24 protein-coding genes and 2 pseudogenes are annotated in these 22757 nt (G+C 64.8%); 12 read left to right on the top strand and 14 right to left on the bottom strand.

Annotated features, from left to right (window positions below):
* Window positions 1-191 precede the first annotated feature (191 nt).
* Both KO481_RS38215 and KO481_RS38210 read right to left on the bottom strand, forming a co-directional pair.
* Complete coding sequence (locus KO481_RS38215) at window positions 192-566, bottom strand: Rossmann-fold NAD(P)-binding domain-containing protein (protein ID WP_215923429.1); 375 nt, start codon at window positions 564-566, stop codon at window positions 192-194.
* Window positions 563-736, bottom strand: coding sequence for a hypothetical protein (locus KO481_RS38210; RefSeq protein ID WP_215923428.1), 174 nt, complete (start codon window positions 734-736; stop codon window positions 563-565). Before KO481_RS38210 ends, KO481_RS38215 begins: the two co-directional genes overlap by 4 nt.
* A gap of 367 nt (window positions 737-1103) precedes the next feature.
* Here KO481_RS38210 and KO481_RS38205 point away from each other — a divergent pair, with 367 nt between their 5' ends.
* The 3 genes from KO481_RS38205 (at window position 1104) to KO481_RS44960 (ending at window position 4469) form a co-directional block, all read left to right on the top strand.
* The gene (locus KO481_RS38205; protein ID WP_215923427.1) at window positions 1104-1994 is read left to right on the top strand and encodes an alpha/beta fold hydrolase; all 891 of its coding nucleotides are present in this window, start codon (window positions 1104-1106) and stop codon (window positions 1992-1994) included.
* A 654-nt stretch (window positions 1995-2648) separates the two neighbouring features.
* Window positions 2649-3593 carry an NADP-dependent oxidoreductase gene (locus KO481_RS38200; RefSeq protein WP_215923426.1) on the top strand — a complete coding sequence of 315 codons (945 nt, stop codon included), beginning with the start codon at window positions 2649-2651 and terminating at the stop codon, window positions 3591-3593.
* Window positions 3594-4004: 411 nt separating this feature from the next.
* Window positions 4005-4469, top strand: coding sequence for a helix-turn-helix domain-containing protein (locus KO481_RS44960; RefSeq protein WP_372452180.1), 465 nt, complete (start codon window positions 4005-4007; stop codon window positions 4467-4469).
* On the opposite strand, the gene katG is transcribed toward KO481_RS44960, so the two are convergent.
* Both katG and KO481_RS38185 read right to left on the bottom strand, forming a co-directional pair.
* Window positions 4435-6669 (bottom strand): catalase/peroxidase HPI, encoded by a 2235-nt coding sequence (gene katG, locus KO481_RS38190; protein ID WP_215923424.1) that lies wholly within the window; start codon window positions 6667-6669, stop codon window positions 4435-4437. The two genes, KO481_RS44960 and katG, sit on opposite strands and share 35 nt — an antisense overlap.
* Before the next feature lie 39 nt (window positions 6670-6708).
* Window positions 6709-7152, bottom strand: coding sequence for a Fur family transcriptional regulator (locus tag KO481_RS38185; protein WP_215923423.1), 444 nt, complete (start codon window positions 7150-7152; stop codon window positions 6709-6711).
* Window positions 7153-7385: 233 nt separating this feature from the next.
* On the opposite strand from KO481_RS38185, the gene KO481_RS38180 reads away from it, so the two are divergent.
* The 3 genes from KO481_RS38180 to KO481_RS38170 all read left to right on the top strand — a co-directional run bounded on the left by KO481_RS38180 (window position 7386) and on the right by KO481_RS38170 (window position 8954).
* Window positions 7386-7673, top strand: coding sequence for an amphi-Trp domain-containing protein (locus KO481_RS38180; protein WP_281066277.1), 288 nt, complete (start codon window positions 7386-7388; stop codon window positions 7671-7673).
* A gap of 509 nt (window positions 7674-8182) precedes the next feature.
* The gene (locus KO481_RS38175; RefSeq protein ID WP_281066276.1) at window positions 8183-8758 is read left to right on the top strand and encodes a DUF5753 domain-containing protein; all 576 of its coding nucleotides are present in this window, start codon (window positions 8183-8185) and stop codon (window positions 8756-8758) included.
* Window positions 8748-8954, top strand: a complete 207-nt coding sequence (locus KO481_RS38170; protein WP_215923420.1) for a DUF397 domain-containing protein — start codon at window positions 8748-8750, stop codon at window positions 8952-8954. Before KO481_RS38175 ends, KO481_RS38170 begins: the two co-directional genes overlap by 11 nt.
* 187 nt (window positions 8955-9141) lie before the next feature.
* Here KO481_RS38170 and KO481_RS38165 read toward each other — a convergent pair whose 3' ends face one another.
* Window positions 9142-9705 carry a flavoprotein gene (locus KO481_RS38165; protein WP_215923419.1) on the bottom strand — a complete coding sequence of 188 codons (564 nt, stop codon included), beginning with the start codon at window positions 9703-9705 and terminating at the stop codon, window positions 9142-9144.
* 410 nt (window positions 9706-10115) lie between these two features.
* Here KO481_RS38165 and KO481_RS38160 point away from each other — a divergent pair, with 410 nt between their 5' ends.
* From KO481_RS38160 to KO481_RS38150, 3 genes are all read left to right on the top strand, one after another.
* Window positions 10116-10334 carry a hypothetical protein gene (locus KO481_RS38160; RefSeq protein WP_215923418.1) on the top strand — a complete coding sequence of 73 codons (219 nt, stop codon included), beginning with the start codon at window positions 10116-10118 and terminating at the stop codon, window positions 10332-10334.
* Window positions 10335-10445: 111 nt separating this feature from the next.
* Window positions 10446-10871, top strand: a complete 426-nt coding sequence (locus KO481_RS38155) for a hypothetical protein (RefSeq protein ID WP_215923417.1) — start codon at window positions 10446-10448, stop codon at window positions 10869-10871.
* A 334-nt stretch (window positions 10872-11205) separates the two neighbouring features.
* Complete coding sequence (locus KO481_RS38150) at window positions 11206-11541, top strand: tyrosine-type recombinase/integrase (protein WP_215923416.1); 336 nt, start codon at window positions 11206-11208, stop codon at window positions 11539-11541.
* A 104-nt stretch (window positions 11542-11645) separates the two neighbouring features.
* Here KO481_RS38150 and KO481_RS38145 read toward each other — a convergent pair whose 3' ends face one another.
* Window positions 11646-12128 (bottom strand): hypothetical protein, encoded by a 483-nt coding sequence (locus KO481_RS38145; protein ID WP_215923415.1) that lies wholly within the window; start codon window positions 12126-12128, stop codon window positions 11646-11648.
* A 596-nt stretch (window positions 12129-12724) separates the two neighbouring features.
* Here KO481_RS38145 and KO481_RS38140 point away from each other — a divergent pair.
* Window positions 12725-13150 (top strand): hypothetical protein, encoded by a 426-nt coding sequence (locus tag KO481_RS38140; RefSeq protein ID WP_215923414.1) that lies wholly within the window; start codon window positions 12725-12727, stop codon window positions 13148-13150.
* A 666-nt stretch (window positions 13151-13816) separates the two neighbouring features.
* Here the strand turns inward: KO481_RS38140 and KO481_RS38135 are convergent.
* From KO481_RS38135 to KO481_RS38120, 4 genes and pseudogenes are all read right to left on the bottom strand, one after another.
* Window positions 13817-13996: a hypothetical protein gene (locus KO481_RS38135; RefSeq protein WP_215923413.1), complete on the bottom strand. Its 180-nt coding sequence runs from the start codon at window positions 13994-13996 to the stop codon at window positions 13817-13819.
* A gap of 493 nt (window positions 13997-14489) precedes the next feature.
* The gene (locus KO481_RS38130) at window positions 14490-15443 is read right to left on the bottom strand and encodes a SagB/ThcOx family dehydrogenase (RefSeq protein ID WP_215923412.1); all 954 of its coding nucleotides are present in this window, start codon (window positions 15441-15443) and stop codon (window positions 14490-14492) included.
* Window positions 15444-15663: 220 nt separating this feature from the next.
* The gene (locus KO481_RS38125; protein ID WP_215923411.1) at window positions 15664-15810 is read right to left on the bottom strand and encodes a hypothetical protein; all 147 of its coding nucleotides are present in this window, start codon (window positions 15808-15810) and stop codon (window positions 15664-15666) included.
* A gap of 57 nt (window positions 15811-15867) precedes the next feature.
* Window positions 15868-16212: pseudogene (locus tag KO481_RS38120) on the bottom strand (transposase); the annotation flags it as partial.
* A 442-nt stretch (window positions 16213-16654) separates the two neighbouring features.
* On the opposite strand from KO481_RS38120, the pseudogene KO481_RS38115 reads away from it, so the two are divergent.
* Window positions 16655-17209 (top strand): annotated as a pseudogene (locus KO481_RS38115) (reverse transcriptase domain-containing protein); the annotation flags it as partial.
* A gap of 24 nt (window positions 17210-17233) precedes the next feature.
* On the opposite strand, the gene KO481_RS38110 reads toward KO481_RS38115, so the two are convergent.
* The 3 genes from KO481_RS38110 to KO481_RS38100 form a co-directional block, all read right to left on the bottom strand.
* Window positions 17234-18247: an NAD(P)/FAD-dependent oxidoreductase gene (locus tag KO481_RS38110; protein WP_215923410.1), complete on the bottom strand. Its 1014-nt coding sequence runs from the start codon at window positions 18245-18247 to the stop codon at window positions 17234-17236.
* A complete protein-coding gene (locus tag KO481_RS38105) occupies window positions 18220-19386 on the bottom strand; it encodes a DUF1684 domain-containing protein (RefSeq protein ID WP_215923409.1) in 1167 nt (388 codons plus the stop codon). Before KO481_RS38105 ends, KO481_RS38110 begins: the two co-directional genes overlap by 28 nt.
* 101 nt (window positions 19387-19487) lie before the next feature.
* On the bottom strand, window positions 19488-21149 hold the full coding sequence (locus KO481_RS38100) for an MFS transporter (RefSeq protein WP_308166940.1): 1662 nt from the start codon (window positions 21147-21149) through the stop codon (window positions 19488-19490).
* Between KO481_RS38100 and KO481_RS38095 the strand changes: the two genes are divergently transcribed.
* Window positions 21125-21721 carry a helix-turn-helix domain-containing protein gene (locus KO481_RS38095; RefSeq protein ID WP_308166939.1) on the top strand — a complete coding sequence of 199 codons (597 nt, stop codon included), beginning with the start codon at window positions 21125-21127 and terminating at the stop codon, window positions 21719-21721. The genes KO481_RS38100 and KO481_RS38095 overlap by 25 nt on opposite strands.
* A 576-nt stretch (window positions 21722-22297) precedes the next feature.
* Here the strand turns inward: KO481_RS38095 and KO481_RS38090 are convergent.
* Window positions 22298-22495, bottom strand: coding sequence for a hypothetical protein (locus tag KO481_RS38090; RefSeq protein ID WP_215923406.1), 198 nt, complete (start codon window positions 22493-22495; stop codon window positions 22298-22300).
* Window positions 22496-22757 lie beyond the last annotated feature (262 nt).

Below are 22757 nucleotides of genomic sequence, written 5' to 3'. Positions count from 1 at the left end.
ACGAACACATCCGGTTTACGAGCCACCGGCACCACCTCCACCGGCAGCATCGCCGGTCACCGGCCGATGATCAACCCGCCACCCCGACTGCGGGTTTCAGCATCAACCTTTCAGGACACGGCACTAGCCCAGCTCGGGTTCGGGTGGGACGTTCAGCCGCGGTTGACCTGCCCGATCCCGGTTCGCGCTACCTATGCCGGCTCGGCCACGGTTATGCCGACCCGGGCCGGATAGTCCTGCAGCTCCGGATTTTTGGAGTTCTCGGCCATCTTCTCCATCATGGACATGCCCTTGGAACCGAGGAACCAGTTGCGGAACTTCAAGCCTCGGGCCGTCCTCGGGCGCAGGAAGCGTCCGGCGTTGGCGCTGTCGGACAGCTTGCTGTACTCGTGCATGATCTCGTCGTAGCGGGGAAAGGCCGCGGTGTAATCGCTGTTGGCGCAGGCGAGTTCGCCGGTCAGCACGTAGGCCCCGACGACCGCGGCGCCGGTTCCGAAGCCGGCCAGGGTGTTTCCGTAACCGGCGTCACCGACGAGTGCGACGCGGCCCTTGGTGAAACTCTTCATCTTGCGTACTTGGCGATCGCGTCGAGATAGAGATCGTCGAAATTGTCGATCTCGGCGAGCATCTCCGGGACCCGCCAGCCCATTCCGGCGAAGGTGTCCTTCACGATCTGCCGTTGCGCGGCGACATCGTCACGGGCGTAGTCGAGTTCGGAGGCGGCGAAAATGTACATCTGCTGAGCCTTCGAACCGCCGGAGGCCGCGTATCGACCCGGTGTGTTGTGCGCGTAGGAGGTGACCCGATCGGATCCTCGGGCGACCACTCCAACTGCACGAAACGAAACCGTAAGGCGGATCAACAGTTACCCGCGCGTCCTACTTTGCGGCTCATGACAGCTTCAGGATTCCTGGGTTTCCCATGGGTTCAGCCGGACTGAAGCTACTTCGTCGGGAACCCACCGCTTTCGGTCATAAAAGCCTGTTTGCGGCGGCGGTTTTTTGGCTTGCAGGCCGTTCAATGGTGGTCAATCCGGTCGGGTAGGTGTTTCGCGAATGCGATCCGCAGCAGCTACTCCGTAAGCTTCGCCCGAGGAGGTTGACATGTCCGAAGACACACCGGCAATTCCGTCCTGGGTACCCCGAGACTCATACCCCTTCGAGCACCGCTATCTCGACCTGGCCGGCACTCGCGTCCATTACGTCGACGAAGGCATCGGTCCACCCCTGCTGCTTCTGCACGGCAACCCCACCTGGTCGTTTCTCTACCGTGAGTTGATCACCAATCTCGGCGGCCAATTTCGCTGCATCGCTTTGGATTACCCCGGGTTCGGCCTCTCACGCCCGGGCCCTGGATACGGTTTCACGCCCGCCGAGCACGCGAGGGTCGTCGAGCGATTCGTCACCGAGCTCGACCTGTCGGGCGTGACGCTCATGGTGCAGGATTGGGGCGGACCGATCGGGTTCGCGGTCGCGACGCGGCATCCGGATCGGTTCGCCGCGTTCGTGATCGGCAATACCTGGGCCTGGCCGAAATCGGATCTGGGAACGCAGGTATTCTCCCGGACACTGGGCGGTCCGATCGGCCGCTACCTGATTCTGCGTCGAAACTTCTTCGTCGAGAGGCTCATACCGCTCGGTGTCCGGCGCCGGAAGCTATCGGAGTCGGTGATGGACGCCTACCGTGGGCCGTTCCCGACGTCCGAGTCGAGGCGTCCGATGCACGTGTTCCCTCGCGAAATCCTCGGCAGCCGACCGTTTCTCGCCGAGATCGAGCGAGGGCTACCCGCCCTGGGTAACAAGCCCGCGTTGCTGGTGTGGCCGACGAAGGATGTGGCGTTCCGCGAACCGGAGCGTCGCCGCTGGGAGCGGGTCTTTCCCCAGCATCGCACCGTCATCCTGGAGGGCGCGGGCCACTACATCCAGGAAGACGCGCCCGAGCAGATCATCGCCGCGATCCGGGAATGGGCGCCGCAACGCGACGGCGAAGGTTGAACCAGCGACAGAACCGGGTGGTTGGCGTCGTTGCCGGTGGCGCTGTCTACCAATCCGGCTGACGCCCGCGCCAGCACGAACCCGGCCCGCCCACGCCTCCTCACGACGTGCCCAGCACACCGTGTCGCTCGAGGATGTCCCGGACCCGACCGTGCCTGCCCCGCGCGGTCCGTCGATGCCCAGCGAGTGGGACTCGTCGACCACCAGCACGCTGCCGGTCTCGTCCGAGACCTGATACAGGTCGGTCAATGGGCTGTGGCTTCCGCTGGTGCTGCAGATCGCGTCGACCCCGATGACGCCGGGCCAGTATTTGCCGATCTGGACGCGCAGATCGTCGGGCTCGTGGTGGCGGGAGAGGTGAATCGGCGCTGCGGCCACCACGGCACCTTGCCGCAGCGACATGTGTGCCTTCTCGTCGACATAGACGGGGGTCTGTGGCGCGCTGCTGACGCGCCGCGATATCGGGCGTCGTGCATTCCCCTGCTCATATGCGTCCCGACCTCTGCGGTCTCAACGCCAGGTGTTTCGCTCTCACCGCCAGGCGTTTCGCTGCCTGTCGGGCAAGACGACTCCGTACTAGCCTGAACGAGATCGTCTAGTTGTGGCTGACGCGTACATGCGACGTAGGCAAAGACCCGATCCAGGGAGGTACGGGTGAAGGCGATTGTGGTGACGGACAGGGCCGCGGGAACGGCGGGGATGACGCTGGCGGAGCGGCCCGAGCCGGACGTGGCGAGGCTCGCCGGTCTCGAGGGCGCGAACTACGGCGACGTCGTCGTTGAAGTTCATGCGTCGGGATTCACCGGGAATGAGCTGGAGTGGCCCTCGACCTGGATCGATCGCCTCGGCCGTGACCGGACGCCGTCGATCCCCGGCCACGAGGTGGCCGGGGTGGTCACCGGTCTCAGCTATGGAACAACGGGATTGTCGGTCGGACAGCGGGTGTTCGGCCTTACGGACTGGACTCGCGACGGCACGCTGGCGGAGTATGTCGTCGTTGAGGCGCGCAACCTTGCGCCGCTGCCAGCTGACGTCGACTTCACAGTGGGCGCGAGCGTGGCGATGACGGGCCTGACCGCGTGGCAGGGGCTGTTCGAGCACGGCCATATCCGGGCGGGCCAGAGCGTCCTCGTGCATGGCGCGGCCGGCGCGGTCGGTTCGATGGCGATACAGCTCGCACGTGAGGCCGGCGTCTACGTCATCAGTACCGGACGTGCTGCCCATCGTCAGACGGCGCTCGATTTCGGCGCGCACGAGTTTGTCGACCTCGAGAACGACGCTATGGAAGGTGTCGGTGGAGTTGATCTGGTGTTCGATGTCTTCGGCGGCGACATCGGAAGGCGGTCCGCGGGTCTGGTTCGTTCCGGAGGAACACTCGTCAGCGTCGCCGGTCCGCCCGAGGCACGGCCGGCCGACGGCCTGGCGATCGACTTCGTTGTCGTGCCTGATCGAGCGCAATTGAGTGAGATCGCCCGGCGGGTGCGGGATGGACGTCTGCGGACGCATATCGGCCAAGTCGCGACTCTCGACGACGCGGTCGTTGCTTTCAACCCGACCGAGCGGATCGAGGGGAAGACGATCATCCGCGTTCGTCGGTGAGGACTCAGGGACAGCGGCGACCGCCTTTCCCACGCCAATACCGCATACGCGATCCCAGGTCCCTGCGGGAAGCCGGCAGCGGTGGCGAACTCGGCCCACCGGAACCACAGGTCATGCTTTTTGATTCCACCCTGCGGATCCGACCCGTTTGCCCCGGTGTCCGAGACGTCCGCACAGCTTGCGAGCAGGTCGCGAACACCGTCACAGTCCCAATCTTGCTGGTAGACACAGGCATCAGCAATTCCGGGAGGGGGCAGGCCGGAGGTTGCTGCTCTTCCGCAACGAAATATCTTGACTGTCAGATGCCGACGAGCCGGTTCCCGAGCTGGCACAGAGCGGCGTTGTGGTTCATCTCGCGGGCAGGTATTGAGTTGAAACTCGTTGTTTTCCTTGGTAGTTGAGTGTGGGTGAGTGAGCAGGACCTGCGGCGAGTGTCGCCTGCAGCGCAGGAGGTGGTGCGGTTGGGGTGGTGGCCGCGCTGGAGTCGGGCCTGGTGAGTCCTATCCGGAGGCGGCAGCGATGTTCGGTGTGTCGTCGCGGTCGGTGGGCACGTGGTGGCGCAGGTACCGCGGCAGCGGACGGGAATCGCTTGCTGCGCCGGTGAAGTCGCGGACCGGGCGAGAGAAGATGATCGGCGCCCAGGAGCGTGGCGTGTTGTTCGGGGCGATGGCCGATTACACGCCCGATCGCGCCCCGCGTCAGCGCATCGGCGAGATCCGACAACGGCACGTCCGCGTCGCGGAGACGCTCGCTTGGATGCGATGCCCCGGCGAGTGGCTCGCCGGGGCATCGCATGCGGTGAGTGCCCGAACAATGCGGCGACTGCCCGAACAGGGTGGTGTTACCGGTGCAGGTCGAAGCGGTCGAGGTTCATGACCTTGGTCCAGGCGGCGGCGAAGTCGCGCACGAACTTTTCCCCGGCACCGTCGGTGGCGTACACCTCCGCGACCGCGCGCAGTTCCGAGTTGGAGCCGAAGACGAGGTCGACGCGGCTGCCGGTCCACTTCTCCTCGCCGCTCGCGCGGTCTTTACCGACGAATGTGCCATCGTCGGCCGCCGACGATTCCCATTTCGTGCGCATGTCGAGCAGGTTCACGAAGAAGTCGTTGGTGAGCGTCCTCGGCTTCGCGGTGAATACGCCCAGTGCCGACTGCTTGTGGTTCGCGTCGAGTGCTCGCAGGCCACCGACGAGGACGGTCATCTCGGGAGCGCTGAGTGTCAGCAGGTTCGCCTTGTCGAGCAGCAGGTACTCGGCCGGGAGCCGGGTGCCCTTGCCGACGTAGTTGCGGAAGCCGTCCGCGGCCGGTTCGAGCAGCGAGAACGACTCGATATCGGTCAGCTCCTGGGTAGCGTCGGTACGGCCCGGGGTGAACGGCACCGTGATGTCGAATCCGGCGTCCTTGGCGCCCTTCTCGACCGCCGCGACCCCGCCGAGCACGACCAGGTCCGCGAACGAAATCCGCACGTTCCCGGACTGGGCGGAGTTGAACGACTCCTGAATGCCCTCGAGCATGCGTACCACCTGCGCCAGCTCGTCGGGTTCGTTGACCTCCCACCCGGCCTGCGGCTGCAACCGGATTCGGCCGCCATTGGCGCCGCCGCGTTTGTCGCTGCCACGGAACGATGACGCCGCCGCCCACGCAGTTGAAACCAGCTGCGGCACAGTCAATCCCGAGGACAGGATACGGCCCTTCAGGTCGGTGATCTCCGCGAGACCGACCAATTCGTGATCGACCTCGGGAACCGGGTCCTGCCACAACAGGGTCTCGGCCGGGACGAGTGGCCCGAGGTAACGGGCCTTGGGGCCCATGTCGCGGTGGATCAGTTTGTACCAGGCCTTGGCGAACTCCTCGGCGAGTTCCTCGGGATGGTCGAGCCAGCGCCGGGTGATCTGCTCGTAGATCGGGTCGAGTCGCAGCGAGAGGTCGGTGGTCAGCATCGACGGGGTGCGCGTCCGCGTCCCACCCTGCGGGTCGGGCATGGTGTTGGCCCCGGCACCGTCCTTCGGGACATACTGCCAGGCCCCAGCCGGGCTTTTGGTTTTCTCCCACTCGTAGCCGTAGAGGATTTCCAGGAAGCTGTTGTCCCACTGCGTCGGTGTCGGCGTCCAGGTCACCTCGATACCGCTGGTGATCGCATCCGCGCCGACGCCGGTGCGGAAGCTGCTGCGCCAGCCCAGGCCCTGCTCCTCGAGCGGGGCAGCCTCTGGTTCGGGACCGACGAGATCGGCATCACCGGCGCCGTGGGTCTTGCCGAAGGTGTGGCCGCCCACGATGAGCGCCGCGGTCTCGACGTCGTTCATAGCCATACGGCGGAAGGTCTCCCGGATGTCGACCGCCGCAGCCAACGGGTCCGGATTGCCGTTGGGCCCTTCGGGATTGACATAGATCAGGCCCATCTGCACTGCGGCCAGCGGGCTTTCGAGGTTTCGCTGGCCGGTGTAGCGCTCGTCGCCGAGCCAGGTGTGCTCGGGCCCCCAGTACACGTCCTGGTCGGGCTCCCACTGGTCGACGCGGCCGAAGCCGAAGCCGAAGGTCTTGAAGCCCATGGAGTCCAATGCCACGTTGCCGGCAAACACGATCAGGTCGGCCCACGACAGCGCCGGGCCGTATTTCTGCTTGATCGGCCACAGCAGGCGGCGGGCCTTGTCCAGGCTGGCGTTATCGGGCCAGCTGTTGAGCGGTGCGAACCGCTGCATACCCGCGCCGGCGCCGCCACGGCCGTCGTGGATGCGGTAGGTGCCGGCCGCATGCCAGGACATCCGGATGAACAGTGGCCCATAGTGGCCGAAGTCGGCCGGCCACCAGTCCTGCGAGGTGGTCATGAGTTCCTCGAGGTCGCGGCGGACCGCGTCCACATCGAGGGTGGCGAATTCCGTGGCGTAATCGAAGTCGGGGCCCATTGGGTTGGCGACCGCGGGATTCTGCGCCAGGATCCTCAGGTTGAGCTGGTTGGGCCACCACTCCCGGTTGCTGTTTCCGCCCTCGGCGGGGTAGTTGAGACTGCCGGCGATCGGGCAGCCGCTCACCCCGGGCTCGGTGCTGGCATCTCCAATGGGTGGGTGTTCCTCGGGCACGTCAATTCCTTTCGATAGCAAGCAAATTCGGGCTCTCGATCACGGATGATGTTGGGAGGAGGGAGAGTTCGAACAGGCAGGGCACAAACCCCAATAGACGACTTCGGCCTCGTCGATGACGAAACCGTGGCTGTCGGAGGCGGTCAGGCAGGGGATCTCGCCGACAGCGCAATCGACATCGGCGATCACGCCGCATTCTCGGCAGACGGCGTGGTGATGGTTGTCGCCAACGCGCGTCTCGTAAAGCGCCACCGAGCCAGTCGGCTGGATGCGTCGCAGCAGACCCGCTGAGGCCAGGGCCCGCAGCACGTCGTAGACGGCCTGATGAGACACCGCTCCCAGCGCCTCGCGCACCAGCCCGATGATCGAATCCGTATCCGAGTGCGGCCTGTGATGCACCGCCGTGAGCACCGCTATCCGCGGCGCTGTGACCCGCAGCGCAGACCTGCGCAGCATTGCCTCGAAGTCCGGGGTCGTGGACACACTCTGAAGTATGACCCATTCAACCAGGTGCAGAGGCAAGTTTCTAGCAAATCCACAGGAATCCGGCTAGCTCGATTTTGGGATCGGAATCGCAACGCTGGTGCGACCCTGGCAAACTGCCGGACGCGACGGATTGTTCGGTGGTGTTCGCATGCCGGAAGGCCCTTCGGTGCACGTGCCGCAGGTAGTTCGACCCTGGGCGCGACCGTGGTCTCGGGGGTGTGCTGGAGAGTATGTCGAAGCATCGGAAGACTTACCGGGATCATCGCACATTGACCCGGGCCGAGTTGGCTGCCGAACTGCGTCGCCTGGCTGACGACCTCGATGCTGGTGGGGAGCTGGGCTATGCCGGAATGGGCGGCGCCGTCAGCGTGCCCCAGCAGGTGATGCGGGAGCTGGAGATCGAACGCAGCAAGGACGACACTGGCTGGAAGGTCGAGGTCGAATTCGCCTGGGCCGACCGACAGAGCGCGCTGGAAACGATTGCCACCCAGCCGGACCATTCCGCGCAGCCGCAGTAAACCCGCGCAGGGGCCGGGCTGCAGCCGTGGGGCCGGGCGCCTCGCCACCAGATTCCCGGACACTGGCTGCGAGGATCCGCTGCGCCGCAGAGAAATACTATGTTCGCCGGCCACGACGGATGGTCAGCGGCCGCGGGCAAAGTCTCGGAATATGGTGGAATTTCGCTTTGGAGGGCGGTTCCGGCCACCAGTTCGTCCTATGGCCAGCCCTGCGTCACCAGTCGCGGCGAGGAGTTCGGGCCTGCCCCGTGCACCTCGGAAGCCGACACGTTGTTCTTGGGCGGGCTGACTCCGCTCGCTCGCCCGTGCCGACTCATACGCCTTGTGCCGACATATGCGCATTTAGTTACTGAACTCAAATCCGTCATCGGCGTCCAGTTCAAGAGTGCGGCGGGGGAGGGTTCACTCGAACCGACGGCCTGATCGGACTAGCCCAGCAAGCCAAGGCCAAGTCCTGGTATCACGACTTCGGCGACCTCATACCCCAAGACTTCGATGTCTACCTGGGCATGGAAGCAGCGGTCCGCATCTTGACGACCTACCATGTCGAGCTGGTTCCGGGACTACTCCAGACCGCCGACTACGCCCGCGCTGTGATCAAGGCTGGTCACCCCGAGGAGTCCGATGCCGACCTGGATCGCCGGGTCCAGGTCCGTATGCAACGTCAGATTCTAATCACCCGTAAGGCGCGGCCCGCGACCATGGAGGTCGTGATCCATGAGATGGTCCTGCGAAGGATGATCGGAGATCGGCAGATCATGGCTGCCCAGCTTCGCCATCTCGCCGACATCGCGACCCGGGCGAATGTGACACTGCGAATTCTCCCGTTTGCCGCGGGGATTCCGGGCGGCATGGTCACCGGGTCGTTCATTATCTTGAACTTCGGCACGAACGCCAAGGGGAAGCCTGTCGAGCCGACCGTGGTCTACGTGCCCGGCTTCACTGGGGATATATACCTGGAGAAGCCCGATGACGTGCGCCGGTACGATAAGGCGTACGAGGCGCTCCAAGCGGCGGCCTTGGATGCCATAGCCAGTAAAGACCTGCTGTGGCGGGTCGCAAGGGAGTATGAAAGTGCGCGCTGACCTGTCCAAGGCCAAGTGGTTCAAGAGCAGCCGTAGCGATGCGTCACGGGAGTGTGTCGAGGTCGCGTTCCTCGACGAGGGCCTGGTCGGTGTTCACGACTCCAAGAACCCCACCGGCCCGGCTCTGATCTTCACCCCCGGTGAGTGGGAAGCCTTCGTCGGTGGTGCGAAGGATGGCCAGTTCGACCGCGCCTGACAGAGTGCGAATAGTTCGCTAGGACGGCCCGGTTCCCGAATTGTCGGGCCGTGCCGTTGCCATAGTGGGATCACCACCCTATCTGCTGCGGGGCGCTCGATGGCCATCGCAATCGCCGTAATGTAGGACACTGCGCAGTGCCCGAAAAGTCTTGTGGTTCCACAAAATCCACCTCGTGTAGCTATCCTTACGTCCCGCCCTCTCGCCGGGGGTGGTTCAGGACGGCCTGCCAAGCTGTATGCCAGGGGAAAAGGTGGCGGTAGTTCGAGCCGGTCCCAGGTTCGTGCGGCGGAATGAAGTCCTGCACGTTCAGCATGGTGACGCCCCATCGGGACAGTTTGTTGATTGCGTCCTGGATGGGCGGGAAGCCGAAGTGGGCTTGGTTGGTGTACGGTACGGCGACTACTGGTAGTTCCTTGCCGACCGCTTCGACCAGGAGCCCGAGCGGTAGCGTGTCCGAGATGCCGACCGCCCACTTGGCGAGCGAGTTCGCAGTGACCGGTGCGGCGATCATCGCGTCGGCAGGGGGAAGCACATCGGGCGCGCCGGGGTCCTTGTATTCGCTGCGTACCGGATGCCCTGTCTTGGCTTCGAGCGCATCGACATCGATGAACCGGCGACCGTACGGTGAGGCGATCACGCAGACATCCCACCGTTCGGCCTGTGCGAGATCGACCAGCGTGCCGACATCCCGCGCGACGGGCGCTCCGGTCACGATGGCGTACAGGACGGGGCTTCCCTGATCGTTCATGCCTTCATGGTGTCAGTTACGGGAATTCCAGGAGGCACCCCGGCGGCTCCGCGTGGCTTCTGCGTATCGGTCAGGCAGGTACTACTCCGATGCGTTGCGCGAGCTTGCCGAGGTCGCCGGTGACGAGATCTCGTCTCGCTGAACGCATCATGTGCCCGACCAGCTCCCGTACGGGCGTCACCGCGCAGATCCGCCAAATCCCACCACAAGTGGTCTCGAACTCCGAAAAGTCGGTCTGCCAGACTCGGTTTCGTTTCGTGGGTGGATCGTGGAACACCTTGCGCCGCAACATAGCCCACGACTTGCGGTCGGCGCGATAACCACGCGGCAACAGCAAGCCTCGTCGCCTCAACGCCCGCTCTACGGTGGATGTCGCTCAAACCAGTACCGAGTGGACTGAACGTGGCGTGGTGACCTCCACGAACATGTTCGCCCGCAATATCGGAAGTGCCGTGGGCGTGGCGGTTTTCGGCGCCATCGTGAATGCCCGCACCGAGCACAGCGCGCATCCTGCTCCCAACGCGCTGGCCTCGGCGGTGCACTGGGTGTTCATCGTTACGGCGATCATGGCACTGATCATGGTGCTCGCGTCGGCGATGATGCCTCCGAAGGCCCAGCCGACCAACTGATCGAGATCCGCACGCGCGGTAGCGTATCAGCTGAGCGAGTTCCTTTCTGCCGCAGCGGATTCTGCTATGGTTTGCATCAGCGGGACACCGACGATCGCGAAGGGGGAACAAGTGGAACACAGCGATGAGTGGGACGCTCTGGTCGAGCGCATTTCCGAGAACAGTTACGGCGTGCATGTTGAGCCCGACATGATCAGCCTCAAGATCGAGGACGCCGAAGAGGACTGGGACGCCCCGGATGTCGTGATCAGACGAGCGGGCGAGGAAGGGGAGTGGGTCCAGTTCGACAGGCGGTTCGCCAGGACCGATAAGGTCGATCTCCTCGCCGTGCTCACCAAGGTCGGCAGCACGGGCACTATCGGCGGGCTCGTTGTGGTGGGCCAGGACATCATGATCCGACACGCGCTCCTGCTCACCGACGCCATCGAGCCCGATGAATACGACGACTGGAAATATGACCGACCATTGAGTGGCATCATCGACGCGGCCAGGCAGCTGGGGCGGCAACTCGCCGGGCACGACGACGACTACGACTGATCGGCACCGACAGCGCTCGCCAAGCCGGTTTGGCAGGTCGAGCAGATCGAGCAGGTCTGGAAACGAGGATCTCCACCCGTCGAGATGCAGTTCGCGCATGGGTGCGCCCTGGCCGGAAACCATGTCGTGGCGCCGCCACCATCTCCCGTCTGGAGGCCTGAGATGATTCAGCCAACCGGTTCGACTTCGCGCTCGTAGCGATGCTCGGGCTTCTCGGGCTGAGGATCTTCGAAGCGTGTAAGTCCGACGCCGACGACATCGGCGAAGAACACGGTCACCGCGTACTACGGGTCGTCGGCAAGGTTCGAAGCTCGCCCTGATCCCGCTGCCTCCGGTGGTCGGACGGGCGATCGACCGCGCCACCGGCGACCGCGATCACGGGCCGATCCTGCTCAACACCCGAGGACGGCGGATGGACCGTCATTGCGCCACAAGACGACTGCGGCACCTGGCCCGGGATTCAGCGATGCGGCTGCCACGCATGCACCCGCACATGCTGCGCCACACCTTCGTCACCACGATGCTCGACGCCGGAGTCGACCTCCGCGATGTCCAGATCGCGGCCCGCCACGCCGACCCGCGCACCACGATGCGCTACGACCGTGCTCGGACCAATCTCGACCGCCACCCGAATTACATCCTCGCCGCCTACATGGCCTCGGGCACATGACAAGCTCGACACACGCTCTATGCCGATTACGCAGCGTTCCAGGCGATCACCGTGACGATTTAGCCACTCAGGGGCGGCGCCGATTTGCTCATTGGGCGTGCGGGTTAGGGCGTGACCCCCAGAACGTTGTGCAGCGTCGCCTGTTGGCTGACGTCAGTGGTGCCCGAGCGCGATCCTGCGACGGCGGCGGCAAATGCGGCCCGTAGCTCGAGGGCGGGCTCGCCGAGAACGACGCCGCTGATGATCAGCTCGATCATCACGCGGTCAAAGTCGTCGCTCCTCCACCGGCGCCGTTGCGGATCCGTCTCAACTGCAGCCGAAGTGATTTTTCGGCCACCGGTGGCTGAAGAGGAGAACGACACCTCGTATATCCCGTGACCGGTCCAACTGCGGTGCATGAAGACGATGTCACCTTCGGCGAAGACGTCCCACTTCTCGTCCATGCTCCGTGACTGGCAGCCCCTCTGGATGCGGTCCCACTCGCTCACAGTCCAGACACGATCGGGCAGCTGCGAAAGCGGCTGGGGCGTGACGATCGGATGCAGTTTGCCGAAGGAGCTTCTGGTCAATGGTGCGTCACGGTCCATGGCCTGATCGTAAGTCCGCGGCACGCCGAGGCGGGGTTGTCCATAGTCACCACAGGGTAGGCTCGGTGGCGCCGGACGATCGAGATCGACTGCAGCGCAAGGCATCGCGATTGCTGAAATCGCGAGGTCGAGTACTGGGTGCACACGGTTTACGCCCACGCTCGAACTCGCCATAACCAGCGTAAAATGTTTTGTGTCAAGCGATTCGGTCGGCGCCCTGGCCTGTCGTCGTCCCGGCATAGCGCCCGAGCACCATGCCGGGGCATGGCGGTCAACTTGATCGTGGATTACGGCCTGAAGCAGGCGATACTTCGGCTACCCTTGATCACGGGCAGGTCCGCTGTCGATCGCGATCTGCGGAGTGAAATCTCTTGTGTGTGAACGTCGTTCGCTGGAATCGCACACCGTCGACTTCGCCTGCCATGCACCGGCCACAGAAGCGCCTACATGGCCTCGGGCACATGACATTTCAACCACGCACTACCTTGCCGATGCGTGCACCCCCGCTGAAGGTGGCGGCTCGTCGTGATCTGCCGGATCTGCCTTGATCGAACTCGACACTTCGAATCGACAGGTCGGTATAGGAGAATGCAGAGGTGAGTGAGTCCGATCTGTCAGGTTATGTGAGCCTGGGAGCATCGGAGGACCTGCGGCGTTTCATCCACGAGTTCCACCTCACCGCCGAGGAACTCGACGGAAAGGTACTCCTCACCCCGACCCGCTCGTGCGGGACAGACTCCGGTCTCGACGAGTACTGGATCCACGAGTCGATGCTGCGGTCCCAGGGCGAATTTCCTTGCGCGGGAGACGCGGAGGCACTGGCGTTCTGCCGGGACATCGTGGCGGCGATGGTTGCGCAGGGCACGGCAGCCGAGCACGCCGTGCACCTTCTGAACCGGTTATGGTCCGGCCCCGACGAGAACGGTCGCATTCCCCGGATCTGGATGGTCGGTTTGGATATTGCCTATCATGAGGAGCCCGAGTACTGGGCCGAGGTGATCCTCACGCAGACCGACGCCTGACCCCTACATCAGGCCGCGGGCCCGGCGGGGTCCGGTATAGGTATAGGAGAGACAGTACGGGGCAGTGAGCTCCTTGCGGAGGATGCCGCCGTGGCCTCACCGCGCGAACGCGCGCTCTTGCCGCATATCGAGTGTCTTCCGCTGCTCATCGGTCGAGTCGGGTGTTTCGGCGCTGCCGATCATGCAGGTGCGCGCGGAGCGCCGGTAGCCAGCGAACCGCCAAAACCACAGGTCACCCCTTCGGTGTCACCGTGCGTGCGCCTACCGGCTTGATCCGGAGCGTCGGTCCTTCGGCTGTGGGGTGGTTCGGGTTGATTAGCGTTAGGTCCACCAATCGATACAGAAAGTCCTCTTGAGCAGGGGTTTTCCGCCTTTCGAACATGAGGCCATCTTCGATCGGATATCGTATATTGCCTGGTCAGTGGCTGTTTTATTGTTCTAGTAAGCGCACCAAGGTGCATGTTTCGTCGGCGTTGATTAAGTCCGATGGCACACTTCACTACCGCGACTGCGAGCCGTGCTCGTCACGAGTGCGGTCTCAGCTGGTCGTCGTGGATTGATGTCAGGATCGAGCCCGCTCGTGTGTGTCGCGGGTGCGGACGCCGCGCTCGCGCAGGCGGTTCAACACGGTGGTCGGATCGACGGCGAAGTGTTTCCCGACTCGTGTCAGGGCCAGCCGAGGCGGTAGAGGTGGATCGCTTCGTCGGTCTGGTTGGGGGACAGGCCGCGTCTGCGGATCGGCACGTTGTGCCGATGCAGGATCGAGCTGATGGTGCGGCGGTCGACACCGAACCGGTTACCCAATTCGTAGGTCGTTGCGCCGGCTACATAGTCGTGTATCAGCATCTGGATCTGGTCTTGACCAGGTTGCCGTGCCCGCTCCGGCATGGACCGGCGCGCCAGTTCGAGGAGTGCCTTCGCGATCTTGTCGACGTCGGGCGATCACGGTGGACGCTACGGATCTCGGGTTCGCCCCTCCGGGTAGCAGTGTTGATCGGTTTTGTCATGCCACCACCCTCCCGCCTGGAGGCAAGTCCGGGTCGAACAACCGGCCTGCAGGCCGCATGGCTGCAGCTCCCCATGTCGCCGACCACGGATATGGTCACTTGCCCGGCACGCCCGACGCAAGCGCGGCACACGATGGTCGGAATACCCGCGGTGTGGGAGTCGTGTGCATCAACGCGGCCGGGATGCCGGAGACGACACCGCGCCGGCGGCACGACCGGCGCGATCGCCAACCTCACCGGCGGCTTGATCGCCGACTGACAGGGGTGTCCCTGGGGTCGGCGTTATGGCCCAAGCCTCGGGGGGCACCCGGCGAGGGACACGTACCAGACGCTCAAACCCGATCACCGGTCTGCGACAGTCGGGTACGACGAAAGGTGTTGAGATCCGCGACGGGCGGGTCCAGGGAGCGGATGGGGTTCGGATAGCCGGCGCCGACGAGGTAGACGGGGATGCAGGAACTTTCGTCCAGACCAAAGGCTCGGGCGAGGGCGGCGTCGTCGTAGGCACCGGTCTGAAAGGGACCCAAACCGAGGGCCGTCGCGGTCATGGCGAATGTCTGGCCCAGATGGCCTGCGTTGAGCAAGACGACGCGATAGCTGCGCGGTATCGAATACTTGCTGCGCATGCGATCGATGTCGGAGACCATCGCGACAAAGAAGGCCATGCCGCCCGCCCACTCCTGTCCTGCGCACAGATCGGTGATCTGATTGGATGTCAGCCCCTCACTGAGCAATTCGAGAGAATGCTGCAGCACGTTGTAATGGTAGAAGCCCGGTGGCACCCCGGCCACATTGCGAATACCGAGATAAGCCTCGAGTTCCTGGCGTGATCCACCCGACGCGCTGGTGCGCCGCATCAACGCGGTCAGTCCGGAATCGATGTAGTCGACTGGGCCGAAGACCGTCGCCAGCAAGGCAGACAGGATATCCAGCGACACGGGTGTTTCGGCGAAATCCCGGCAGGTGCGCCTGTCGAACAAGATCTGCCCATACGACATGTCGAATCGAGCAGGCCTGCGCGACAACAAAATCCGATCGACATCGGCATACTCGGTGAACAGCACGTGAGCCGGCTGCGGCGCGGAATCGGCTGACGCCGTCGCATCGTTGTCCGCGTCTTCGAATTCCGGCGGCGGATACGCCATCGCGCGGGTCGCGTAATGAAAGAACGGCGCTTCCGGAGCCCACGATCCCCACCGGCGCGATATCGCCTCGTCGCGTTCGGCTTCCGCGGTGTTCTCAGCCACGAGCAGTCCACAATCGTGCAGCCCGTCGACCAACGCCACCAGCGATTCCTCGTCGACACCGGTTAGGGTCGTCGCGACCTCGGACGGGATCCGCCAGCCGTCGAAAGCCGAGAGCACCTCGACTGCTAGCGGGGTGACCACGACCGGGTCCCAGTCGGGGAAGGGGTGGGCGACCAGCGATCCGTCGAACCAATAACAGGTCACGCCGAGGCGACGACGCAAACGTAAGGGCCGACTCATCGCCGAAATCGCCGCCGACTTACCGGCCGTCCCGATCGGGCACCAGGTATCCGAAGCCGGAGAAGCGCTCGGGCGCCGCCGGCCGATCCTTGCGAACCAGCGGGGCGAATCGCCGCTGCACGGCACGGTGTTCCGTGGTGTTCGATGAGGTCGTGGTGACAATCATGGCAGTATCCGTTCTTTCCAAGGCAATTCGAAAGACGGAACAAGCTTAGACCGTGTCTCATATGGCCGCTTTCGCTTTCGCTAGCTTCTTGAAGCCGGTGAGCGCGGCGGCCAGCGTCAGGAAGCCCAGATAGTGAGTTCCTTTGCGGTCGTGGCGGATTGCGAGCCGGTGGTAGCCGGTTAGCCACGACATCGTCCTCTCGATCACCCACCTGTGCCGGCCCAGCCGCTCGGCCGACTCGATTCCCTTGCGGGCGATACGAACTGCCATGCCGCGACGGCGTACCCACAACCGCAGCTCGGGCTGGTCGTAGGCCTTGTCCGCGTGCAGCTTGCCCGGCCGGCGCCGCCGTGGCCCGCGCCGGGACCGGACCGCCGGAATCGCCTTCACCAAGGCATTCAACGCCTCAATGTAAAGATGATCAAACCCGGCGGGGTTCGCTCTTTTCTTCGCTGCCCCGGCTTCAATGCTGGTGGCTTGTCACGATGTGCGGCCCCGCCGGGTTCCAGCCGGTGGGGTTCGTGGCCTGATAGGAGCGCGCTCTATGCCCGATTGACGCGTGCCCGTCCTCACTCGACTGGGAAGTCTCGGTGCCGTTGGAGAGGATGAAACCCGTTGAACCTGGTCGTTATTGGCGTGGATGCCCATAAGCGCAGCCATACTCTGGTGGCTGCCGACATGGTTGGGCGCTTCGGCGTGGACCGGCGCGGCGGCTGAGGTGAACTCCCGCCAGCGATCGCGGAGCGGTCGTCACGACGAGGCGGCTCGCCGGCGATCTGTTCTCGCGCGAGTTCTACGAGCACCTTCGCGAGCTTGTCGGCGTTCGAAACAGCCACCGTTCCCGATGGCATCTAGTTCCGCCACGTCGGGATCCGGGTTGGATCCGGTTCGGGCTTTGCAGCATGCGCTGTACCGGGCGGCCAAGGCCGATCCCGGGCGACGGTTTCACTCGTTGCGGGACAGAGTCTTCCGCAGAGACGTCCTGTGGCGGGCGTGGGTCGCGGTGCGCGCCAACGCGGGTGCACCGGGTATCGACAAGACCACCTTGTTCGAGGTCGAGCAGTATGGAGTCGAACGGCTGCTCGATGAGCTGGCTGCCGAGTTGCGGTCGGGGGAGTATCGGCCGTTGCCGACGCGCCGGGTGTGGATTCCCAAACCGGGTGTGAAAGAGCAACGGCCGCTGTCGATTCCCGCTGTCCGCGATCGGATCGTGCAGTCGGCGTGCAAGATCGTGCTCGAGCCGATCTTCGAAGCCGACATGCTGGACTGCTCGTTCGGGTTCCGCCCGAAGCGAAGTCCGCACGATGCCCTGCAAGTCCTCGTCGACGAGGCGTGGCGGGGTCGCCGGTGGGGGGTGGAAACGGATATCGCCGAGTGCTTTTCGGCGATTCCGCATGAGAAGTTGATGCAGGCGCCGTGCGTGCTACACGGTGATACCACGGCGTTGCGCGGCGGCGAAGACCGCGTCGGTGTCGGCGGTGGCCAGGTCGGCGTTCATATGCGCACCGGCCAGTGCGCCGGCCGCGGCGGCGGCTCCGACCTGAGCGCTCAGGTCGGTGGCGTTGCCGGCCACCCACACGCCCGGCACGGACGTTGTTCCCGCCATGCCGGTGATGAAGTGGCGGCCCATGCCGTTGGGCAGGTCCTGCATTGGGAGTTCCAGGCCGGTCAGGCCGTCGGTGCGGGCCTGCATGGTGGTGGCGACGGCGAGAATGTGGCGTGGAACCGCGTGTCCGTCGGTCAACCGTACGGCCGTGATGTTGCCGTCCTCGGTGGACTCCACCGCGGCCACCGGGGTGTCCACGACGCTGATGCCGCGGGCGGCGAAGCGCGCGCGGGTGTCCTCACCCAGGTCTGTGCCACGGGTGAAGTACACCAGGTCGTCGGTGAGCTGCCGGAACAGCAGCGCGTGATGGACCGACGCTGGGCCCACGGCCAGGATCCCGATGGCTTCGTCGCGCACCTCCCAGCCGTGGCAGTACGGGCAGTGCACCACACTGTGCCCCCAATGCTGGGCCAGCCCAGGAACGGCGGGTAGCACGTCGCGCAGCCCGGTGGCGACCAGCAGCCGGCGGGCGCACAGGGTGCCGCCGTCGGTCAGGGTGAGGGTGAAGCGCCGGTCGCCGTCGGCGGCTGGGGCGGCCGGAACAGCGGAGCTCACCTCGCCGGACACGATCCGTCCACCGTACCGGCGCACTTCCTCCCGGCCGGTGCGCAGCAACTCCTGCGGTGGGAGGCCGTCGTGACCGAGTAGGCCGTGCACGCCGTCGGCGGGTGCGTTGCGAGGTGCGCCGCTGTCGATCACGACCACCGAGCGGCGGGAGCGAGCGAGCATCAGGGCACCGTTCAATCCGGCGGCCCCGCCGCCGATCACCACGGCGTCGACGGTCCCGGCGGGCAGTTCATCGGTCAGGTGTTCATTGGTATTCCCGGGCATGGGTGCAGCCTTTCTTCTGGAGTGCAGAGCATCGGTGGGCGGGTCCTGTCGGGCGATGCGGACCGCGCCGGCATATCAGTTGCCGGCGCTGTCCCGGTCGCTCGGCACGAAGTTGGCGTATTCCTCGATCCTGGTAATGAGGCCATCGTCGAAGCGGAAATACACCGCTGCGTGCACTTCACCGCGCATACCGTTCTTCGTGGCCACGTGCACCACGTGCTGCTGCAGGACGGCGGCGCGGTCGGCGATCTGGCGGATGATGTCGTCTCCTCGCCTTTGCCGTCGTTGTGCCAGACAGTGGCGGTGGCGGAACACATCGACCGCGCACTCGCGAAGTCCCTGGTTTCCAGGTTGCGGAGATACCGGATCGCCTTGTCCTTGTTCACGGTGTCACTTCCTTCTGGTTGCTTGTCGTAGGCCAGCGCGCGTTCTCCCGCCTCGATGCGCATCGGCAGGTGGTTGCCGGGGGGCGAGAGCGGGCAGGTGAACACGGACGGGGAGAAATGATGCTGGGACAGGGTTGTCCGGTTGAAGTCGACCGGTACGGTGCTGCCGGGTCCGAGGAGCGGTAGCAGCAACCACCGGCCGATCTCCGGCGTGCCGTCTCCGTTGGTTTCGTCGGTGAAGATCACTAGCCGGCGACCGGGCAGGTCTTCGAGCACGGCGAGCACGTACTCCTCGCCGTCGATGGTGACCACGAGATCGACGGGCGCCGGGAGGGAATCCTCGGTCCGCGGGACCGTCAGTCGTTCGACGTCGATGACACGTCCGGGAGGCGCCGCCCGGTACTCGCCTTCCAGAACCCACGCCGGATCGTATGGGTAAGCCACGATCTCGCGCAGGCCCGACCGAGCCACGGCGGACTCATCCATGACGACCAGGGCGTAGGTCCCGTCCGCTCCCGATACCGAACCAGTACGTCCCGTGGGGAACTTCGGATGGCTGCCGGGAGGAACGTCCGCTGTCCCGTCAACGGCCTTTTCCTCGACCACCACACCGTCCGCGAGGGCAGCCGTCACCGTCAAACCACCTGCCTCGGTAACACCCCATCGGCCCGGCACGCCCGGCAGGGTCTGAAGTTCGATCCCGGAGATCATGCCCTTGGCAACGACTTTCGCCTTCCCCTGAGGTCCGGCCATGTCCTCCCACCGGGCCTTGCGCCAGGCTTCGTACTCGGCGATGGCGTCCTGTCCGGCGGCGTTGTTCTCCGGTGGCTCCTGGGAAATGACTCGTACTGCACTCATGAGAACTTCTTATGCTCGGGGCCCCGCATCAGGACGCAGACGAGGGCGACCGCCATCACGCCGACCCCGACCCACATGGCCTGCTGCCAGCCGTCGATGAAGGACTGCTGAGCGGCGTGGATCACTGCCTGTGACTGGGTACCGGCGGCATCGACGGCGTTGGCGACGCCTTGGCGTGCTTTTTCGGCGGTATCAGCCGGAACCCCGTCGAGCCGGGAGTCGATAGCGCTGCGGTAACCGGCGGCAAATACCGTCCCGAGCAACGCGACGCCGAGCGCGGTCCCCAGTTCCCTGGTGACGTCGTTCAGCGCGGACGCCACGCCTTGACGTTCACGAGGCAGGGAGCTGGTGATGGCTTCGGTGGCGGGCGTCATCGTCAAGCCCATGCCCAGTCCCATGGCCAGTATCCCGGGCAGTACCGAGAGGTAGTCCCCCTCGACGGAGACCAGCCCGGCCATCAGGGCCAGGCCCGCGGCGCCCAGGACGATCCCCGCCGCCATCGTCGCGCGGCCTCCGATGCACGCGGCCAGCCGCGGGGCGAGACCGGACGCGACCATCATCAGCAGCATCATCGGCACCAGCGCCAGGGTGGCGCGCAGCCCGGACCAGCCCAGCACCGCCTGAAAATAGGGGAAGACGATGACCAAGATTCCCGCCTGCACGCCGAAGACCACCAGCAGTGCCACCGAACCGCTAGCCAGACCGCGCTCACGGAAGAGACGGAGGTCCAGGAGCGGAGCTCGTCGGCGCAATTCCCATGCGACGAAACCGATGAAGCCGAGGACACCGACGAACAGGCTCAGCAGCGTCACCGGCGCGGTCCACCCTCGTTCAGGCCCTTCGTCGAGGACGAAGATGACTCCGACCACGACGATCATGGACAAGAGCGAGCCGACAGCGTCGAAACCATGCGGTGATTGCTCATGGGAGTTGGGCACCGACCTCAATGTCACGACGACGGCCGCTACGACGAGCACGATCGGCAGGACGAACAGCCATCGCCAACTCGCCTGGTCGACCAGCACAGCCGACAGGAACATCCCCAGGATGCCTCCACCGCCGGCGACGCCGGTCCACACACCGATCGCCCGGGAACGTTCCTCGTCCGGAAAGGTCGACGTGATGACGGCCAGGGTCACCGGCATGATCATCGCCGCACCCACACCGCTCACGAGCCGTGCCGCCATCAAGATCTCGGCGGATGGAGCGAGGCCCGCCGCGAGGTTCGCCACCCCGAAGAAGATCAGGCCGGTGAGCAGCACCGGTTTCCGGCCCCACCGATCACCGACCGCACCGAGCGGCAGCAGCAATGCCGCCAAGCTGACGGTGTAGATGTTGATGATCCACAGGACGGTGCTCTGCGACGCGCCGAACTCGACCGCGACCTCCGTTTGGGCGACGTTCAGCCCTGAGACGGAGGCGATCACCGCCATGAGGGCGATGCACACCGCTGCCAGGATCGCGCGACGTCGGCGCGGGTCGTCGATCGTCGACGTGATGTCCGGGTAATCCGGTACTGCTGTCTTCTCGGTCACGTATGTCCTTTCCGTTCGTCCATCTCGATGTCGAGAACGACTGTGGGCCACCACCAAGCTCATTGGCAAAGCATCTTGCCGAATGGCAAAATACGGATGTGAACGAAGCGATCGACCGCGCACTCGACGCCGTCGGACCAAGGCTGAAACGCCTCCGACTGCAGCGTGAAGCCACGCTCACCACCTTGGCCGAGCAAACCGGCATCTCGGCTAGCACGCTGTCCAGACTCGAGGCAGGCCTGCGTCGCCCGACGCTCGAACAGCTCCTACCTCTCGCGCACGCATACGGGGTCACTCTCGACGAGCTCGTCGACGCGCCACCAACGGGCGACCCACGCATCAACCTGCGCCCGATCGCCTGCCACGACGGCTCGACGATCCTGCCCCTGACCCGCCGGCCGGGAGGCATCCAGGCCTACAAGTTCGTCCTGCCCACCGGGAACGACGACGAGGAACCCGGGCTGCGCACCCACGAGGGTTACGACTGGGTCTACGTGCTCAACGGAACACTTCGCTTGGTCCTCGGCGAGCACGACCTCGTCCTCTCCCCGGGGCAAGCCGCGGAGTTCGACACCCGCACACCGCACTGGTTCGGAGCCACCAGCTCAGGCCCTGTCGAGTTCCTCAGCCTCGTCGGCAGGCAAGGCGAGCGCGCCCACATCCGCGCAGCACCCAAATCAGCCACAGCCGAGTAGCGGCCGGTTCTCTGCGCCTGGCTCGGAAGCCACTGAATCACTGCGGGCGACCCGGGAATGACGGTCTCGACCCCCGGACCCGAACCGCCGGCCAGCTCGCCGAGCAATCCGCCCTCGAGCTGGAAACGCAAGCTCGAACGCTTGGGCGGAACGGCACCAAATAGCCTCCAACGAAGTGCCCGCATGCCGCATCGCGACGCTCAAACCGGATAAGTACCCACGATGAACAGGCGTTTTCTGGTTGCCCATGTTTTGTGTCCTGCCGGGGGCACCAACCTGCGACGTCATTTCCGCAGTTCAACGGGATTTCCCGGATAGCCCCGAAATGACCGACATCAAGAAACCCCAGGTCATATGCGGTCCTCCTGTGTGCCCTGTAGGGCACCACGGGACCAGTTTCGGTCTGGTGCCGAATAGCGCCTGGTCAGCGCCTGTTTTCTTGTTCTAGTTGGTTCCCCAAGGTGTGCTCTGTTCCGGCTCGGTGTTGATTGAGTCGGAAAGGCACTCTTTCATTGCCGCGATTGCGAGCCGTGCTCGTCGCGAGTGGGATCTTCTCGGTCTCGTCGGGGATTGGTGTCAGGGCCGAGCCCGTCCGTGTGTGTCGCGGGTGCGGACGCCACACTGGCGCAGGCGGTTCAGCACGGTGGCCGGATCGATGGCGAAGTGCTTCCCGACTTGTGCCAGGGACCAACCGAGACGGTAGAGGCGGATCGCCTCGTCGGTCTGGTCGGGGAACAGGCCGCGGCGGCGGATCGGTACGTCGTGCCTGTGCAAGATCGCACTGACGGTACGACGGTCGACACCCAACCGGCTGCTCAGTTCGTAAGTCGTTGCGCGAGCAACATAGTCGTGTATCAGCAATCGGATCTGGTTCTTATCGCGTTGTCGCGCCCGCCGCGGCGTGGACCGTCGGCAATGCGGTGACTTTGGTCGGCCGTTGCCGGGTGCCTCGACGTATTCGGCCGGATCGCGGGGTATCAGACCTCGCCGGGTGGCGTACTCGGTGACCTGTTGGAGCATGACCAGGGCGAGGCGG

Origin of the sequence: Nocardia albiluteola (assembly GCF_018860155.1) — a bacterium.
Lineage (GTDB): Bacteria > Actinomycetota > Actinomycetes > Mycobacteriales > Mycobacteriaceae > Nocardia > Nocardia albiluteola.
This window is presented reverse-complemented; position numbering and strand designations above follow the sequence as displayed.

Excerpts from the sequence above, each read along its gene's own strand:
- KO481_RS38215 (WP_215923429.1), bottom strand. The coding sequence starts at position 566 with ATGAAGAGTTTCACCAAGGGCCGCGTCGCACTCGTCGGTGACGCCGGT.
- KO481_RS38210 (WP_215923428.1), bottom strand. The coding sequence starts at position 736 with ATGTACATTTTCGCCGCCTCCGAACTCGACTACGCCCGTGACGATGTC.
- KO481_RS38205 (WP_215923427.1), top strand. The coding sequence starts at position 1,104 with ATGTCCGAAGACACACCGGCAATTCCGTCCTGGGTACCCCGAGACTCA.
- KO481_RS38180 (WP_281066277.1), top strand. The coding sequence starts at position 7,386 with ATGTCGAAGCATCGGAAGACTTACCGGGATCATCGCACATTGACCCGG.
- KO481_RS38175 (WP_281066276.1), top strand. The coding sequence starts at position 8,183 with ATGGAAGCAGCGGTCCGCATCTTGACGACCTACCATGTCGAGCTGGTT.
- KO481_RS38165 (WP_215923419.1), bottom strand. The coding sequence starts at position 9,705 with ATGAACGATCAGGGAAGCCCCGTCCTGTACGCCATCGTGACCGGAGCG.
- KO481_RS38145 (WP_215923415.1), bottom strand. The coding sequence starts at position 12,128 with ATGGACCGTGACGCACCATTGACCAGAAGCTCCTTCGGCAAACTGCAT.
- KO481_RS38135 (WP_215923413.1), bottom strand. The coding sequence starts at position 13,996 with ATGCTGATACACGACTATGTAGCCGGCGCAACGACCTACGAATTGGGT.
- KO481_RS38125 (WP_215923411.1), bottom strand. The coding sequence starts at position 15,810 with ATGATTGTCACCACGACCTCATCGAACACCACGGAACACCGTGCCGTG.
- KO481_RS38110 (WP_215923410.1), bottom strand. The coding sequence starts at position 18,247 with ATGCCCGGGAATACCAATGAACACCTGACCGATGAACTGCCCGCCGGG.
- KO481_RS38105 (WP_215923409.1), bottom strand. The coding sequence starts at position 19,386 with ATGGCCGGACCTCAGGGGAAGGCGAAAGTCGTTGCCAAGGGCATGATC.